The organism is Spongiactinospora gelatinilytica (genome assembly GCF_003236385.1).
GTDB lineage: Bacteria > Actinomycetota > Actinomycetes > Streptosporangiales > Streptosporangiaceae > Spongiactinospora > Spongiactinospora gelatinilytica.
Genome location: NZ_POUA01000183.1, coordinates 1 through 14,458, shown reverse-complemented (window position 1 = coordinate 14,458; position 14,458 = coordinate 1). Strand labels below are relative to the sequence as shown.

General features: G+C 70.5%; 19 protein-coding genes and 1 pseudogene. 9 read left to right on the top strand and 11 right to left on the bottom strand.

What is annotated here, in order from left to right:
* A pseudogene (locus tag C1I98_RS22100) lies at positions 1 to 515 on the top strand (hypothetical protein); the annotation flags it as partial.
* Between the two features lie 163 nt (positions 516 to 678).
* Here C1I98_RS22100 and C1I98_RS22095 read toward each other — a convergent pair.
* The 4 genes from C1I98_RS22095 to C1I98_RS22080 form a co-directional block, all read right to left on the bottom strand.
* A complete protein-coding gene (locus C1I98_RS22095) occupies positions 679 to 945 on the bottom strand; it encodes a GlsB/YeaQ/YmgE family stress response membrane protein (protein ID WP_111169339.1) in 267 nt (88 codons plus the stop codon).
* Positions 946 to 1,046: 101 nt separating this feature from the next.
* Entirely contained in the window at positions 1,047 to 1,316 is a 270-nt protein-coding gene (locus C1I98_RS22090) for a GlsB/YeaQ/YmgE family stress response membrane protein (RefSeq protein ID WP_111169338.1), read from the bottom strand.
* 293 nt (positions 1,317 to 1,609) lie between these two features.
* Positions 1,610 to 2,068 (bottom strand): 2-C-methyl-D-erythritol 2,4-cyclodiphosphate synthase, encoded by a 459-nt coding sequence (gene ispF, locus C1I98_RS22085; RefSeq protein ID WP_111169337.1) that lies wholly within the window; start codon positions 2,066 to 2,068, stop codon positions 1,610 to 1,612.
* 17 nt (positions 2,069 to 2,085) lie between these two features.
* Entirely contained in the window at positions 2,086 to 2,568 is a 483-nt protein-coding gene (locus C1I98_RS22080; protein WP_111169336.1) for a CarD family transcriptional regulator, read from the bottom strand.
* Between the two features lie 328 nt (positions 2,569 to 2,896).
* Here C1I98_RS22080 and C1I98_RS22075 point away from each other — a divergent pair, with 328 nt between their 5' ends.
* The gene (locus C1I98_RS22075) at positions 2,897 to 3,556 is read left to right on the top strand and encodes a copper chaperone PCu(A)C domain-containing protein (protein WP_111169335.1); all 660 of its coding nucleotides are present in this window, start codon (positions 2,897 to 2,899) and stop codon (positions 3,554 to 3,556) included.
* A 103-nt stretch (positions 3,557 to 3,659) separates the two neighbouring features.
* Here the strand turns inward: C1I98_RS22075 and C1I98_RS22070 are convergent, their stop codons facing one another.
* Complete coding sequence (locus C1I98_RS22070) at positions 3,660 to 4,349, bottom strand: response regulator (protein ID WP_111169334.1); 690 nt, start codon at positions 4,347 to 4,349, stop codon at positions 3,660 to 3,662.
* Positions 4,346 to 5,470, bottom strand: a complete 1,125-nt coding sequence (locus C1I98_RS22065) for a sensor histidine kinase (protein ID WP_111169343.1) — start codon at positions 5,468 to 5,470, stop codon at positions 4,346 to 4,348. Before C1I98_RS22065 ends, C1I98_RS22070 begins: the two co-directional genes overlap by 4 nt.
* 247 nt (positions 5,471 to 5,717) lie before the next feature.
* On the opposite strand from C1I98_RS22065, the gene phoU reads away from it, so the two are divergent.
* A complete protein-coding gene (gene phoU / locus C1I98_RS22060; protein WP_111169333.1) occupies positions 5,718 to 6,374 on the top strand; it encodes a phosphate signaling complex protein PhoU in 657 nt (218 codons plus the stop codon).
* A 22-nt stretch (positions 6,375 to 6,396) separates the two neighbouring features.
* On the opposite strand, the gene C1I98_RS22055 is transcribed toward phoU, so the two are convergent.
* Genes C1I98_RS22055 through mshA form a run of 3 tightly spaced genes read right to left on the bottom strand, consistent with a single transcriptional unit; the run spans position 6,397 to position 8,946 of the window.
* Complete coding sequence (locus C1I98_RS22055; protein ID WP_111169332.1) at positions 6,397 to 7,140, bottom strand: phosphoglyceromutase; 744 nt, start codon at positions 7,138 to 7,140, stop codon at positions 6,397 to 6,399.
* 24 nt (positions 7,141 to 7,164) lie between these two features.
* A complete protein-coding gene (locus C1I98_RS22050; protein ID WP_233508063.1) occupies positions 7,165 to 7,650 on the bottom strand; it encodes a type III secretion system chaperone family protein in 486 nt (161 codons plus the stop codon).
* A gap of 18 nt (positions 7,651 to 7,668) precedes the next feature.
* On the bottom strand, positions 7,669 to 8,946 hold the full coding sequence (mshA, locus tag C1I98_RS22045; RefSeq protein ID WP_438672102.1) for a D-inositol-3-phosphate glycosyltransferase: 1,278 nt from the start codon (positions 8,944 to 8,946) through the stop codon (positions 7,669 to 7,671).
* Positions 8,947 to 9,069: 123 nt separating this feature from the next.
* Between mshA and C1I98_RS22040 the strand changes: the two genes are divergently transcribed.
* Both C1I98_RS22040 and C1I98_RS22035 read left to right on the top strand, forming a co-directional pair.
* On the top strand, positions 9,070 to 9,816 hold the full coding sequence (locus C1I98_RS22040; RefSeq protein ID WP_111169342.1) for an SDR family NAD(P)-dependent oxidoreductase: 747 nt from the start codon (positions 9,070 to 9,072) through the stop codon (positions 9,814 to 9,816).
* Positions 9,817 to 9,845: 29 nt separating this feature from the next.
* Complete coding sequence (locus tag C1I98_RS22035; protein WP_111169329.1) at positions 9,846 to 10,682, top strand: class I SAM-dependent methyltransferase; 837 nt, start codon at positions 9,846 to 9,848, stop codon at positions 10,680 to 10,682.
* On the opposite strand, the gene C1I98_RS22030 is transcribed toward C1I98_RS22035, so the two are convergent.
* A complete protein-coding gene (locus tag C1I98_RS22030; RefSeq protein ID WP_111169328.1) occupies positions 10,679 to 11,212 on the bottom strand; it encodes an O-acetyl-ADP-ribose deacetylase in 534 nt (177 codons plus the stop codon). The genes C1I98_RS22035 and C1I98_RS22030 overlap by 4 nt on opposite strands.
* A gap of 78 nt (positions 11,213 to 11,290) precedes the next feature.
* On the opposite strand from C1I98_RS22030, the gene C1I98_RS22025 reads away from it, so the two are divergent.
* From C1I98_RS22025 to C1I98_RS22010, 4 genes are all read left to right on the top strand, one after another.
* A complete protein-coding gene (locus tag C1I98_RS22025; RefSeq protein ID WP_199537117.1) occupies positions 11,291 to 11,647 on the top strand; it encodes a BlaI/MecI/CopY family transcriptional regulator in 357 nt (118 codons plus the stop codon).
* Positions 11,644 to 12,570: a M56 family metallopeptidase gene (locus tag C1I98_RS22020; RefSeq protein ID WP_111169327.1), complete on the top strand. Its 927-nt coding sequence runs from the start codon at positions 11,644 to 11,646 to the stop codon at positions 12,568 to 12,570. The genes C1I98_RS22025 and C1I98_RS22020 overlap by 4 nt, the downstream gene beginning before the upstream one ends.
* 70 nt (positions 12,571 to 12,640) lie before the next feature.
* Positions 12,641 to 13,156, top strand: coding sequence for a helix-turn-helix domain-containing protein (locus tag C1I98_RS45345; RefSeq protein WP_111169326.1), 516 nt, complete (start codon positions 12,641 to 12,643; stop codon positions 13,154 to 13,156).
* A 3-nt stretch (positions 13,157 to 13,159) separates the two neighbouring features.
* Positions 13,160 to 13,591: a hypothetical protein gene (locus C1I98_RS22010; protein ID WP_111169325.1), complete on the top strand. Its 432-nt coding sequence runs from the start codon at positions 13,160 to 13,162 to the stop codon at positions 13,589 to 13,591.
* 200 nt (positions 13,592 to 13,791) lie between these two features.
* Here the strand turns inward: C1I98_RS22010 and C1I98_RS22005 are convergent, their stop codons facing one another.
* A complete protein-coding gene (locus tag C1I98_RS22005) occupies positions 13,792 to 14,181 on the bottom strand; it encodes a hypothetical protein (protein ID WP_111169324.1) in 390 nt (129 codons plus the stop codon).
* Between the last annotated feature and the right edge of the window lie 277 nt (positions 14,182 to 14,458).

The window sequence follows — 14,458 nt, the reverse complement described above, 5'->3', positions numbered from 1 at the left end:
CGGAAACCTCCGCAGCCCCCCAGCTGCCCAAGCGGCTCCCCGGGGCCTCCCCGATGCCCAAGCCGCGGATCGGCCTCGACGACCGGCACGAAAAAGTGGAAGAGGCCGACGAGGCCGAGGCCGCGCAGGAACCGGACCGCCCCGCCGTACCGGAGCGCGCCCCCGACATGCCGCTGCGCTGGGGCGACCTGGCCAAGACCCTTCCGCGCAAGCGTCCGGGTGACGTGCTGGTCCATCCGCGTCCGAGCCCGGAGCAGGACGATCCGGCGGCGAACGACTCCGACGAGGGCCCCGACACCCAGCCGCTCCGCGTCTTCTCCGACGAGCGCCTGAAGGCGCGGGAGGAGGCCGACAATCCCGGCGGATGGGAAGCACACGTGGCCGACGCGGTCGCCAACCTGGCCGACCGCCCGCACCGGGGAGAGTCCGGCGACGGATCGGCGGAGGCGGAGGCGGGCGATTCCGGACCGCCCTTGAGCCGGGTGCGCAGCACCCCGACGCCACCGGAGGAGTGAACATACGATCAGCCGGGCCGAACGGCCCGGCTGATCGCGTTTCACGCCTACGGCGGCCCCGCTCCCGCCGATCCTCACCCACCCTCGCCCGGCCCTGGCGGCGTCGGCGCCTTCGGCGCGCCCACTCGACTCCGCGGGGATGGGAGCCGCCAGGGCCGTCAGGTCATCGGGCGCCTCGTCGTAGTCCGGCGACCAGGCCGACGCCCACGATCGCGAGGACGACCTGCATCAGCAACTCGATCCAGTCGATCCCTGGTGTCGTCTCCACCCCGACCACCTGGGCGATCGCCGTACCTATGAGCGCGGCGACGATCCCGACGACGATGGTGAGGATCCACCCGATCGCCTGCCTGCCAGGAAGCAGCAGCCGACCGATCGCTCCGATGACGGCACCGATGACGATCGCGCCGATAATGGACTCGATGGTCATTTCAACCTCCCGTGAGGGCGAGACCTTCACTCTCACGGAGAGGTCGCTACCCGAAATCGCCGCGCTAATCGGGCATTCGGCGAAGTCCCAGGTCAGGCAGGCTAGGCCCGGCCGCGTCCCGCTGACATCCGGGACACGATCAACACTCCGCTGATCGCCAGGATGATCTGGAAGAGGAGTTCGATCCAGTCGATGCCGGGCGTCGTCGCGACGCCGAACAACTGCGCGACCAGTGTGCCCAGCAGCGCCGCCACGATCCCCACGATGAGCGTGAGACCCCAGCTCATGTTCTGTTTGCCCGGCACGATGAGCCGGGCCAGCGCGCCGATGATGGCGCCGATCACGATGGCCGAGATGATGGTTCCAAGCATGTCGCTCCCCCGTATGCCGATGACATGCTCCCGCTTACAGGGGCCCTACCCAGCCTGACCAGGCTGAAAGCTGAAAACAGAAGAGGGCGGCGGTCCGCACCGCGCCAGTAAACGGACCGCCGCCGTGAACCCGGGCGAACATCCACGCCGCCCGCTGGGTCAACCGAATCGGTTTCCCGGTAATGAGACGCGTGGATTCGCCCATCGGTTGGCGGCTACTTTACCGAAATTTGCGGATAGACCGCGCCCCTCGTCAAGCCCGGTGGTCAATGGCCCCCCTATGAACGCACCCGTCACACCGCGACCACGAGGGCGGTCGCCACGGCCGCCACGCCCTCGCCACGGCCGGTGAGGCCCAGGCCGTCGGTCGTGGTGGCGGTGAGGCCCACCGGGGCCGCCACGGCCGCGCTGAGGGCCTTCTCGGCCTCGGTACGGCGGGCGGCCAGCCGGGGGCGGTTGCCGATCACCTGGATCGCCACGTTGCCGATCTCGAAGCCCGCCTGGCGTACCAGCCGGGCCGTCTCGGTGAGCAGCGCGACGCCCGAGGCCCCCGCCCAGCGCGGGTCGGCCGTGCCGAAGAGCGCGCCCAGGTCACCGAGGCCGGACGCGGACAGCAGTGCGTCGCACGCCGCATGGGCGGCGGCGTCGCCGTCGGAATGGCCGGCGAGGCCGGTCTCGCCCGGCCAGTGCAGGCCGGCGAGATGCAGCTCACGCCCGGATGCGAACGGGTGGACATCGACCCCGACGCCCACCCGTGGAAATATCGTGTTCAGGAGTTGAGGACCTCGTCCAGCAGGGCCTCTGCCTTGTCTTCGTTGGTCTTCTCGGCCAGAGCGAGCTCGCTCACCAGAATCTGCCGCGCCTTGGCGAGCATGCGCTTCTCGCCGGCGGACAGGCCGCGCTCCTTGTCGCGCCGCCAGAGATCCCGCACCACTTCGGCAACCTTGTTGACGTCGCCGGACGCCAGCTTCTCCAGGTTTGCCTTGTAGCGGCGAGACCAGTTGGTGGGCTCTTCCGTGTGCGGCATGCGCAGCACGTCGAAGACGCGCTCCAGACCCTCCTGGCCGACAACGTCGCGCACGCCGACGAGTTCGGCGTTCTCAGCCGGAACCTGGACGGTAAGATCGCCCTTGTCGACCTTCAGCACCAGATAGGTCTTTTCCGCACCCTGGATGGTCCGGGTCGTGATGGCTTCGATGCGAGCAGCCCCATGATGGGGGTAGACGACAGTGTCGCCGACCTGGAAAGTCATGTGACAGATACCCCTTCCGCTGTACTCCAGAGTACCACGCATCCACAGCCTCCCGGAACAGTGAAATCACCATAACTGCAGGTCAAAGGCTCATTTTAGGGCTTGACAAACCATCGACTATGTGAATCACAAACCCTGACATAGGTGGTGACCTGCGTGGGCGCGGTTCTTACAGCGCCCTTCGGAAGGTTGTCGATCGCCCATCAAATGCCCGTTTCGTCCCCTTGCCGCCCGGCGCGGCGCAAGGGGTGCAGCAAGTACCGCCTGGCGTGACGGATAGGGTTACCCTGCTCACCACCCTCCACGCGCGAGAAGGGGAAATTCGACCGTGACCCGCACCAGCCGTCGCTGGGCGATCGCCGCCGCCGCGTTCCTCGCAGCCCCGGTACTGGCCGGCTGCGCCGCAGGATTCGACGCCACGACCGTCAAGCACTACTCGCCCACCGAGGCACGGGCCACCACCGTGCGAGGCATCCAGATCTCACAGGGCTTCGTGCTCGGTCCGGAACCGGGCGGCAAGCTCCCCAAGGGCGGGTCCGCGCCGGTCTACCTGTCCCTGACCAACATCGAGCAGCAGGACGACCAGCTCGTGGGGGTGGCGGTCAACAACGCCGGCACGGTGAAGCTGGCCGCGCCGATCGTCCTGCCCCGCGACAAGCGGGTGAGCACGTCGGGGGCCGCCGCTCCCGGCGCCACGCCCACCGCGGGTACGGCGGGTCCGCCCCTGGTCATCGAGGGACTGACGAAGGAACTGGCCGGCGGCGAGTACATCGCGATGAGCCTGCAGTTCGCCAACGCGGGCGCGGTGGACCTGACCCTGCCGGTGGTCGCACGCAGCCGGGAGTTCGCCACCTGGGCGCCCGCGCCCGCGCCCACCACGCAGCAGACGCCGACCACCGGGCCCACCCCGGCCGCGACGGCGACGCCCGTCCCCACGGCCACGGCGACGCTCACGGCCACCGAGGACGCCTCGACCGGCGGTCACTGACCGAGTACGACGAAGGCCCGGCCTGCCGCGCCCCCCGAAGGCGCGACAGACCGGGCCTGTTCGTATCCCGGCACCCGCACGGTCGTGCGGGTGCCGGGAAGGCTCACTCGTCGACGGGGTCGAACTTGTAGCCGAGTCCCCGGACGGTGAGGATGCACCGCGGGTTGGACGGATCGGACTCGACCTTCGCCCGCAGCCGCTTGACGTGCACGTCGAGCGTCTTGGTGTCGCCGACGTAGTCGGCCCCCCAGACGCGGTCGATGAGCTGCCCCCGGGTGAGGACCCGCCCCGCGTTGCGCAGCAGTACTTCGAGCAGCTCGAACTCCTTCAGCGGAAGCTGCACCTGCCGCCCGCGCACGGCCACGATGTGCCGGTCGACGTCCATCCGCACCGGCCCGGCGGTCAGCACGGCGGACTCCAGCTCCTCGACGTCGCCCTGCCTGCGCAGCACCGCGCGGATGCGCGCCACCAGCTCGCGCGAGGAGAACGGCTTGGTCACGTAGTCGTCGGCGCCGAGCTCCAGCCCGACCACCTTGTCGATCTCGCTGTCCTTGGCGGTCAACATGATCACCGGCACCTTGGACCGCTGCCGCAGCGAGCGGCAGACCTCCGTGCCCGGCAGGCCGGGCAGCATCAGGTCGAGCAGCACCAGGTCTGCGCCGTTACGGTCGAAGGTGTCGAGCGCCTCGGGGCCGGTGGCCGCGACCGCGACCTCGAACCCCTCCTTGCGCAGCATGTACGACAGCGCGTCGGAGAACGACTCCTCGTCCTCTACGACGAGTACGCGGGTCACTTCGCGGCCTCCAGGGGAGTTGTGGTTGTGCTGTGCGATTCGGTGACAGCCGTACCGCCGAACGCGGGCAGACGCAGCGTGAAGGTGGACCCTGAGCCCTCCTTGCTCCACACCGCCACCTCACCGCCGTGTGCGACCGACACGTGCTTGACGATGGCGAGGCCGAGGCCGGTGCCTCCGGTGGCCCTCGACCGCGCCGCGTCCACCCGGAAGAACCGCTCGAAGATGCGCTCCTGGGCGCTCTCCGGGATGCCGATGCCCTGGTCGCTCACGCTTATCTCGACGGACTCCCCGGCGGGACGGGCGCTGACCACCACGCGGGTGTGCTCGGGGCTGTAGGCCACCGCGTTGTCGATCAGGTTGCGCAGCGCGGTGACCAGTAGTTCGTCGTCGCCCCAGACCCGAAGGCCCTCAGTGCCGCCGGCGACGAGGGTGATGTCCTTCGCCGCGGCCTTGGTGTTGCACCGATCGACCGCCTCGTGCATCACCTCGTCCACCGGCACGGGACCGGGGATCGGGATGGGCTCGCCGCCCTGGATCCTGGACAGCGTGATGAGGTCTTGCACCAGGTAGTTGAGCCTGGCGGCCTCGTGCTGCATGCGCCCGGCGAAGCGGGTGACGGCCTCGGGGTCGTCGGCCGCGTCCTGGATGGTCTCGGCGAGCAGGCTCAGCGCCCCCACGGGGGTCTTCAGCTCGTGGCTGACGTTGGCCACGAAGTCGCGGCGCACGGCCTCGACCCTGCGCCGCTCGGTCTGGTCTTCGGCGAGCACCAGGACCTGGCCGTGCGAGCCCAGCGGGGCCACCCGGACCGCGAACGAGGTGGCCTCCTGGCCGAACTTGTGCCCGGCCACCTCGAGCTCGCTCTCCCTGATCTCGCCGTCCCTGCGCACCTGCCTGGCCAGCGCCAGCAGCTCGGCGGCCATCATCCGGTCGCCCTTGACGAGCCCGAAGGCGCGGGCGGCGGAGCTGGCGCGCAGGACGCGGTCCTCGCGGTCGAGCACCACGGCCGACGACGGTAGTACGGCCAGCACCGACGCGACGCCGTTGGGCAGGGCCGTGGCCTCGGATTCGCTGGTGGCGTCGGGCACGCGCCGATGGTCGAAGTGGTTGCGTACGGCCATCACGGCCAACGCGCCCACCACGAACCCCGCCAGTGCCGCCAGACTCGCGAGCAACTCGCTCACGGGACCTCCCGTGTCGCCCCGCGTCGCCGCCGGGGCGCAGCACCGCTGTGTCCACTCACGCCTTCGATGGTAGGCGGACCAGCGTGTTCTCTCGACGGGGAAATGCCCCTTGACCACGGCGTTTCCCGTAAAGTTCATTTTCTGGTCGAAGTTCGTTCATCGCCCCGCGCGTACGGTTGGTGCCATGCGAGACGCATACCACGAAGAGCTTGACGCTCTCACCGACAAGCTTGTCGAGATGACCCGGCTTGTCCGTTCCGGGATCTCCCGGGCCACGACTGCGTTGCTGGACTCCGACCTCCACCTCGCGGAGAGCGTGATCTCGCAGGACGACGAGGTGAACCGCCTTTTCGCCGAGATCGAGGCATCGATCTTCGACCTGATGGCCCGCCAGCAGCCGGTCGCGGTGGACCTGCGGATGGTGATCACCGCCCTGCGGATGGGCTCCGACCTGGAGCGGATGGGCGACCTGGCGGAGCACGTGGCCAAGATCACCCGGTTGCGGCACCCGGACTCGGCGATCCCTGCGGAGCTGCGTTCGACCATCCTGGAGATGGGGCAGATCGCCGAGCGCCTGGTGACCAAGGCGGGCAGCTGCATCGCCTCCCACGATGTGGAGTCGGCGATGGAGCTGGAGGCCGACGACGACGCCATGGACCAGTTGCACCGGCGGCTGTTCCGGGTACTGCTGGCCAAGGACTCCAAGTGGGCCGTGGAGCAGGCCATCGACGTCACCCTGATCGGCCGCTACTACGAGCGCTACGCGGACCACGCCGTGCGCGTGGCCCGCGATGTCGTCTACCTGGTCACCGGTTCCCGGCCCGACATGTCGGCCCTCTGACCGGCTCCCGGGCTGGCCGGAGTCAGCGGCCCTGGTTGGCGACGGCCTCGATGGCGGCCTTGGCCGCCTCGGGGTCGAGGTAGAGCCCGCCCCTGGTGACCGGCCGGAACTCCGCGTCGAGGTCGTAGCGCAGCGGGATGCCGGTGGGGATGTTCAGCCCGGCGATCGTGTCGTCGTCGATGCCGTCGAGGTGCTTGACCAGCGCGCGCAGCGAGTTGCCGTGCGCGACCACGAGCACCGTACGGCCGGCCGCGAGGTCGGGCACGATCTCGTCGTACCAGTAGGGCAGCATCCGCCCCACGACGTCCTTCAGGCACTCGGTGCGCGGCATCAGCTCCGGCGGCAGCAACGTGTACCGCGGGTCGCCCACCTGGCTGTACTCGTCATCGTCGGCGATCGGCGGCGGCGGGGTGTCATAGGACCTGCGCCACAGCATGAACTGCTCGTCGCCGAACTCCTCGCGCGTCTGCGCCTTGTTCTTGCCCTGCAGCGCCCCGTAGTGCCGCTCGTTGAGCCGCCACGAGCGGCGCACCGGCAGCCAGCGTAGATCGGCCGCCCCGAGCGCCAGTTCGGCGGTCTGGATGGCCCGGGTCAGCAGGCTCGTGTGCACCACGTCGGGGCGCAGCCCGGCGTCGAGGAGGAGCTGCCCGCCCCGCCGCGCCTCGGCCTCGCCCGCGGGCGAGAGGCTGACGTCCACCCACCCGGTGAACAGGCCCTTCGCGTTCCAGTCGCTTTCACCATGCCGCAACAGCACCAATGTCGCCATGCCGACAACCTTACCGATGGCCCATCAGCACGCGGGATCGGCGAACCTGGCGAACGCCTGCAGGTTGGCCAGCGACTCGCCGCGCTTGGCCCGCCACTCCCACTCGCGCCGGATGGAGGAGGCGAAGCCGAGTTCCAGGGCGCGGTCGAAGGACTCGTCGGAGTAGCTGAGGACGCAGCCGAGCAGCCGGTCCACCTCCTGCTCGGTCACGGCGGGAAGGGGCGTCCTGCCGACGAGGTGAACGTCGCCCACCTCGTCGAGCGCGAAGCGCACGCCGTACATGGAGCCGTTCTTGGTGAGCAGCCACCGGTAGAACTCGGCGTGGTTCTCGTCGGGCCTGCGGCAGAAGAACGCCTCCACGTGCAGCATCCGCTCGCCGATGATCAGCCAGGTCATGGTGGCCAGCTTGTGCTCGCCCGGCAGCCTGACCAGGAACGCCTCAGGCTTCGGGCGTTCGTACGACGCCTCGGCGGCCTTCAGCGCCGACTCCACGACCCCGGCAACGTCCATGCGCACCACCATACGGGCTCAGGAAGTGAGGGCCACGGGCGATCGGTGCAGGTTCGCCATCGCCCCCGCGTAGACGTCGGCCAGCCGCGCGGCGGTGCCGGACCACCCGAAGGCGCCCGCGTGCTCCACCGCGCCCTTGGACAGGTGGTCGCGCCAGGCGGGCCGGCGTACCAGGCCGTCGAGGACGCGCGCCCAGTCCTGCGGGTCGTGGCCCTCGACGAGCAGCCCGGACACGCCGTCGCGTACGGCGGTGCGCAGCCCGCCCACCGAGGCGGCGACCACGGGCGTGCCGCACGCCTGGGACTCCAGCGCGACCAGGCCGAAGGACTCGTTGTGGGAGGGCACGACCGTCACGTCCGCGGCGCGGTACCAGTCGGCCAGCTCGTGCTGAGGGGCCGGTGGCACCAGGCGCACGACGTCGGTCAGGCCCAGCGACTCGGCCAGGTCGGAGAGCAGCGCCGGGCGGCACAGGCCGCTGCCGCTGGGCCCGCCGACGCAGGCCACGATCAGGCGGGAGCGCAGCCCCGGGTCCTCGATCAGCATCCTGGCGGCGGCGCGCAGCAGCACGTCCGGGGCCTTGAGCGGCTGGATACGGCCGACGAACAGCAGTACGTGCGCGTCGTCGGGAAGGCCCAGGCGGTGCCGCGCGGCGCCCTTGGAGGCGGGCTGGAAGACCGAGAGGTTGACGCCGGGGTTGACGACGGCGACCCGGTCGGGCGGCGCGCCGTACAGGTCGATCATCTCGCGCGCCTCGGCGTCGGTGTTGGCGACCAGGCGGTCGGCGACGTCCACGACCTGCTCCTCGCCCAGCACCCGGGCGGCGGGCTCGGGCTTGTCGCCGTCGGCGAGCAGCAGGTTCTTGACCTTGGCCATGGTGTGCATGGTGTGCACCAGCGGCACTCCCCAGCGCTCCTTGGCCAGCCACCCGACCTGTCCGGACAGCCAGTAGTGGGAGTGGATGACGTCGTAGCGGCCGGGGTCGTAGGACGCCTCGGTACGCAGGACTCCCGACAGGAACGCGCAGAGCTGGCCGGGCAGGTCGCCCTTGTCCAGTTCCTCGTACGGCCCCGCCGTGACGTGCCGCACGGTCACCCCGGGCGCGAGCTCGGCCGTGGGCGGCAGGTCGCGCGCCGTCTGCCGGGTGAAGATCTCCACCTCGACGTCGAGCTGCGCCAGCCGTTTGGCCGTTTCGACGATGTAGACGTTCATGCCGCCCGCGTCACCCGTGCCCGGCTGATCCAGAGGGGACGTGTGCATGCTGACCGTCGCGACCCGGTGGACCCGCCGTCGCCTCACGTTGACACCACCTCCGAAGGGCTTACAACCACTCGATTTCACCGACGATTCCCGCATTTGCCCCGCCATGCGATCACAAGCCCCGGGCCGCACCTTCGGCGGGGTCCTGGAATGATGCAAAGCATGATGAAGACGGCTGTGGTGACCGGCGCGAGCAGCGGCATCGGATGGGCGACGGCGCGGCGTCTGGCGACGGAGGGGTACGACGTCGTGGCGGCGGCCCGGCGGGTGGACCGGCTGGAGAAGCTGGCCGCCGAGGTGGCGGGCGTACGCCCGATGGCGCTGGACGTCACCTCCCAGGAGTCCGTGGACGCGCTGGCCGGGGCGCTCGACCGGTGCGACGTGCTGGTCAACAACGCCGGCGGGGCGTACGGGCTGGAGCCGGTGATCGAGGCCGACCCCGCCGACTGGCAGCGGATGTACGACGTGAACGTGCTGGGCACGCTGCGGATGACCAAGGCGCTCACCCCGAAACTGGTGGAGTCCGGTGACGGGGTGCTGGTGCTGCTCACCTCCACGGCCGGGCTGGTCGCCTACGAGGGCGGCGGCGGCTACGTGGCGGCCAAGCACGCCCAGAAGTCGATGGCCGAGACCTTGCGGCTGGAACTGTTCGACCGGCCGGTGCGGGTCGTGGAGATCGCGCCCGGGATGGTGCGCACCGAGGAGTTCGCGCTCACCCGGTTCCGCGGCGACCGGGAGGCCGCCGACCGGGTCTACCAAGGAGTCGCGTATCCCCTGACCGCCGACGACGTGGCCGACGCGATCGTGTGGTCGGTGACCAGGCCGGCGCACTTCAACGTGGACCGCATGGTCATTCGCCCGCGGGCGCAGGCCGCCCAGCACAAGGTGCATCGCACCCCCGCCCCGTAACCCGCCGCTTTCCCCCTCTGGAGTCCCCCTTGCGCGGTCGCACGCGGCGGCCGGTCGGCTCGATCACCCGCGGAACCACCGGCCACAACCGGCTCAGGCGTGCCGACCGGTGGATCGCCGCCGCGTACGGCGGGCTGCTGCGGTCCGCCTCCCGCCCGCTGGTCGTGGATCTCGGTTTCGGGGCCTCGCACGTCACCACGACGGAGTTGTACCTGCGGCTGCGGGCGATCCGCCCGGACGTGGAGGTCCTCGGGATCGAGATCGATCCCGAGCGGGTCGCCGCCGCCACGCCGCATGCCCGGCCGGGCCTGTCGTTCGCGGTCGGCGGCTTCGAGCTGCTGCCGGCCGCCCGCCCGCCGCTGGTCGTGCGCGCGTTCAACGTGCTGCGTCAGTACGGCGAGGCGGAGTCGGCGACGGCGTGGGGGCTGCTGCGCTCGCGGATCGCCGCGGACGGCGTGATCGTGGAAGGGACGTGCTCGGAGGTCGGCCACCGGGCGGCCTGGGTGGGGCTGGACGCCTCGGGGCCGCGCACGCTCACGCTCTCCACCCGGTTCACCGGGTTCGACCGGCCCTCGGACCTGGCCGAGCGGCTGCCGAAGGCGCTCATTCATCGCAATGTGCCCGGCGAGCCGGTGTACGACCTGTTCCAGGATCTCGATCGGGCGTGGGCGGTGTGCTCGCCGTACGCGGCGTACGGGGTGCGCCAGCGCTGGGCCGCGACGGTGGAGACGCTGGCCCGCGCCTGGCCGGTGCTCACCCGGCCCCCGCTGGGCGGGCGCGCCCGCTGGCGACTCGGCGAGCTGACACTGCCGTGGGCGGCCGTGGCCCCGGGTTTTCCACAGGCGGGCGCCAGGCGAGCGGGCTAGTTTTCCACAGCCTGGCCGGGGCCGCGCAGCGCTCGATCGAACTCGGCGTAGGCTGTGGCATCGAACAGCACGAAGCTGACCTCCTCGATACCGGGGGCGGGGGTCTCGCGCACGGTCTTGAGCGCGATCCTGGCCCCGTCATCGAGCGGCCAGCCGTAGATTCCCGTGGAAATCGCTGGGAAGGCGACAGTGTGCGCGCCGAGTTCCGCGGCGACGCCGAGCGAGGCCCGATAGCAGGAGGCGAGCAGATGCGAACGGTCCTCCGACCTGGAGTAGACCGGGCCGACCGTGTGAATCACCCAGCGGGCCGGAAGCCGGCCCGCCGTGGTCGCCACGGCCTGTCCGGTCGGCAGCCCCTTGTCATACGCCGAGGCGCGCAGCGCGCGGCACTCGGCGAGGATCTCCGGTCCGCCGCGGCGGTGTATCGCGCCGTCCACGCCCCCGCCGCCGAGCAGCGAGGAGTTGGCCGCGTTGACGATCGCGTCGGCCCGCTGCTCGGTGATGTCCCCCTGCACCAGTGTGATCCGCATGCCGGCCCGTCCCCTTCCCAGGCTCGCTCGACGACCCGTAGTACTACGGCTCGTCGCTCGCAGGTTACCCTGGATGGCGTGAAGGGTCTCGGCGAGCTCGAACGCAGCATCATGGACATTCTGTGGGCGCAGCAGGCGCCCGCCACCGCCCGCGAGGTCGGCAAGCACATCGCCGACCGCGACCTGGCCCCCACGACGGTCATGACGGTCCTCGACCGCCTCACCCGCAAGGGCTTCCTGCACCGCACCCGCGACGGCCGGGCCTGGCGCTACCAGCCCGCCGCCAGCCGTGACGCCTACATCGCGGAGCTCATGCTGGAGGCCCTCGACCTGACCGGCGACCGGTCGGCGGCGCTGACGCGCTTCGCCAAGGCCGTCTCCGGCGACGAGGCCGACATCCTGCGCAAGGCCCTCACGGAGCTGGAGGAGGAATGACCGCGGCGGCCCTAGGGGCGCTCGCCCTGGTCTGCGCGGTCGGAGCCTGGCGCTTCACCACCGCGCGGTGGACCTACCGCGCCCCACGCACCGCGATCCTGCTGTGGCAGGCCGTCGGCATCACGTGGGGCCTGGCCACCACGGGCGCGCTGCTCGCCTACGCGTTGCAGCCCTACGAGCGGGGCGTCCTCGGTGGCCTCGGCGCGTTCGCCGCGTCGGCGGCCACCGGCGGCTACGGCCCGCGCGACGCCTACGACCTGCCGCACATCCTGGCCTTCATCGCGGGCGTGAGCCTGCTCGCGGTGCTGATCACGGTGACCGCCGCGGCCGCCGTGCAGACCATCAGGGCCAGGCGGCGGCACCGCGCCCTGCTCGCGCTCATCTCGCGCGATGACCCCGAGGTGCCCGGCGTGCGGGTGGTCGACCACCCCGGCGCGGCCGCCTACTGCCTGCCCGGGCTGCGCTCCCAGGTGGTGATCAGCGCGGGCGCGCTGCGCCTGCTCTCCCCCGACGAGCTGGCCGCCGTGCTCGCGCACGAGTCGGCCCACGTGCGGGAGCGGCACGACCTGGTGTTGCTGCCGTTCTCGGCGCTGCGCCGGGTGCTGCCGTGGTCGGCGGTGGTGCGCGACACCCAGGCCATGGTCGAGCTGCTCATCGAGATGGCCGCCGACGACCGGGCCAGGCGGTTCTGCTCGCCGCGCCGGCTGGCCACCGCGCTGCTCCGGTTCGGTACGGCCGAGCCGGTGCCGACGCCGCACGGCGCGCTCGGGGCCATCGGCGGCAGCCACACCGGCGTGATGCTCAGGGTGCAGCGCCTGGTCACCCCCGGTCCTGCCCTCCCTCGCCGGATTCGCGCCCTCGCCCTGACCCTCGCCGTCTCGCTGGCCGTGTCCGCCCCGTTGCTCTGGCTGCTGCCGCACTGACGGCCGCCCGTCGCTAGCTACAGCTAGCTCTCTGTTTGCAATTGCAAGCAGCGTGGGGCAGACTGGCGGTATGGCACTACCGAAGGTCGGCTCGATCGGGGAGTACATCCGCGAGCAGCGCAAGCAGGCGAAGATCTCACTTCGTCAGCTCTCCGCCGCGGCCGGTGTCTCCAACCCGTATCTGAGCCAGATCGAGCGCGGGCTGCGCAAGCCCAGCGCGGAGATCCTCAACCAGATCGCCAAGGGCCTGCACATCTCCGCACAGGCGCTTTATGTGCAGGCCGGCCTGATCGAGCACCGTGAGGCCGACAGTGACGTGGTCGCCGCGATCCGCGCCGACACGTTCCTGTCCGGACGGCAGCGCCAGGTTCTCATCGACATCTACGAGTCGTTTCGCAAGGAGAACCGCACCGGCACTCCGGCCGAGGACACGCAGACCTCCCAGAACGCGCAACCCCGGCCGGAGCCCGCCGAGAGCGACGACGACCCGCTGCCCGAGTCCTTCGCCGCCACGCTTGAGCCCTTCGTGGCGGAGGACCACTACACCGGCAACGGCAACGCCACTCCGCGAACCAAGGAAGGTTAACCTATGACGCTCGCCACCGAGGTCAAGAAGCTCACCGAATCCAAGCCCTTCTACGCGGTCGCCGGGGCCGGCGACTTCGCGATCCAGAAGCTGCGCGAGATCCCCGGCCGCCTGGAGAAGCTCCAGTCCCGCCGCGGCGATCTCGGCCAGACCGCGAAGGACCTGCCGACCAAGGCCCGCGAGTACGCCGCCAAGGCCGAGGACTACGCCAAGGACCTGCCGGTCAAGGCCAAGGGCTACGCCGACATCGTGACCGTCCGGGCCACCGAGCTGTACGACGAGTTCGCCGACCGGGGCCGCAAGGTCGTCAGCCGCGTCAGCGGCGAGGCCGCCCTGGAACTCGAAGACGTCTCCGAGGCCGCCGAACCGCCCATCGCCAAGCCGGCCCCGCGCAAGACCACACCGCGCAAGCCCGCCGGCACCAAGAGGCCCTGACCCGCCCCACCGACGGTCCCACCGGCCGGCCCGGGCCACCACACCCACACCGGCCGCCCTGGGACCGTCGGCCCGTTCCCAAGTGCGCCGGGCGTCCTGCCGCATGGCCTCGGCCGGGCTATTGATCGGCCTCGCCGAACGGGCCGGAGTGCAGTCATGCAGCTCGCCGTAGCGCTTCTGGGCGATTCGCATCAGGTCGGTCAGATCTTTGACGGGATCACGCCCCCGCATCGGAAGATCGCGATCATGTCATTCGGATCGATGGTCGACGGCGGCCGAGAGTGGATCAGGACCGAGCCGGTACCCATTTCGGCGGGTAACGGTATCGGGCTGTACTTGGCGAACGGTCCTCCGTGTAACCACTCAAGAACCTTCTCGCCATCTTTCCGTTCCCACCCAAGGGACAGCGGGCTCGGCGTGACACCCTGCATCAAACACATCCCGGACATCAGGTCGCCGATGCGGGAGGACAGGGCGGCGGCGAGCGGGTACTGGAGCGGGGTGAGGCGGTCGAACTTGGCGTGGTCGGCGATGGCGAATGAGCCGTTCTCCTCCAGTTCGCACACGCCGTCCAGTTCCGGGCCGGTCATCGCGGGCTGGAGGACCTGGCTGGACGACCCAATGGAACGCGCCGAGGCAGGGCGGTCAGCAGGGGGTGTGGCCGAGCAGCGACTCGAGCCGGCGGCGTGGAACAGGTCGTAGTTCAGTAGGCCGTCAAATGACCAGAGCGATGAAACTTCCTATTGAGGCTTGACTAATAGGAATAGCCAGCCTCAATCCATCGAGCCTCCCGCAGGACTGGTGCCGCACGTCCTCGCATGCAGTACGGAGGTCGGGGCGGGAAACTTTGGGCGGGGGCGGAGCGTT

Coding starts and splice junctions, on each gene's coding strand:
- C1I98_RS22010 (WP_111169325.1), top strand. CDS start 13,160: ATGACGCTCGCCACCGAGGTCAAGAAGCTCACCGAATCCAAGCCCTTC.
- C1I98_RS45345 (WP_111169326.1), top strand. CDS start 12,641: ATGGCACTACCGAAGGTCGGCTCGATCGGGGAGTACATCCGCGAGCAG.
- C1I98_RS22030 (WP_111169328.1), bottom strand. CDS start 11,212: ATGCGGATCACACTGGTGCAGGGGGACATCACCGAGCAGCGGGCCGAC.
- C1I98_RS22050 (WP_233508063.1), bottom strand. CDS start 7,650: ATGGACGTTGCCGGGGTCGTGGAGTCGGCGCTGAAGGCCGCCGAGGCG.
- C1I98_RS22090 (WP_111169338.1), bottom strand. CDS start 1,316: ATGCTTGGAACCATCATCTCGGCCATCGTGATCGGCGCCATCATCGGC.
- C1I98_RS22080 (WP_111169336.1), bottom strand. CDS start 2,568: ATGACTTTCCAGGTCGGCGACACTGTCGTCTACCCCCATCATGGGGCT.
- C1I98_RS22055 (WP_111169332.1), bottom strand. CDS start 7,140: ATGGCGACATTGGTGCTGTTGCGGCATGGTGAAAGCGACTGGAACGCG.
- C1I98_RS22040 (WP_111169342.1), top strand. CDS start 9,070: ATGATGAAGACGGCTGTGGTGACCGGCGCGAGCAGCGGCATCGGATGG.
- C1I98_RS22020 (WP_111169327.1), top strand. CDS start 11,644: ATGACCGCGGCGGCCCTAGGGGCGCTCGCCCTGGTCTGCGCGGTCGGA.
- C1I98_RS22005 (WP_111169324.1), bottom strand. CDS start 14,181: ATGACCGGCCCGGAACTGGACGGCGTGTGCGAACTGGAGGAGAACGGC.
- phoU (WP_111169333.1), top strand. CDS start 5,718: ATGCGAGACGCATACCACGAAGAGCTTGACGCTCTCACCGACAAGCTT.
- C1I98_RS22095 (WP_111169339.1), bottom strand. CDS start 945: ATGACCATCGAGTCCATTATCGGCGCGATCGTCATCGGTGCCGTCATC.
- C1I98_RS22065 (WP_111169343.1), bottom strand. CDS start 5,470: ATGGCCGTACGCAACCACTTCGACCATCGGCGCGTGCCCGACGCCACC.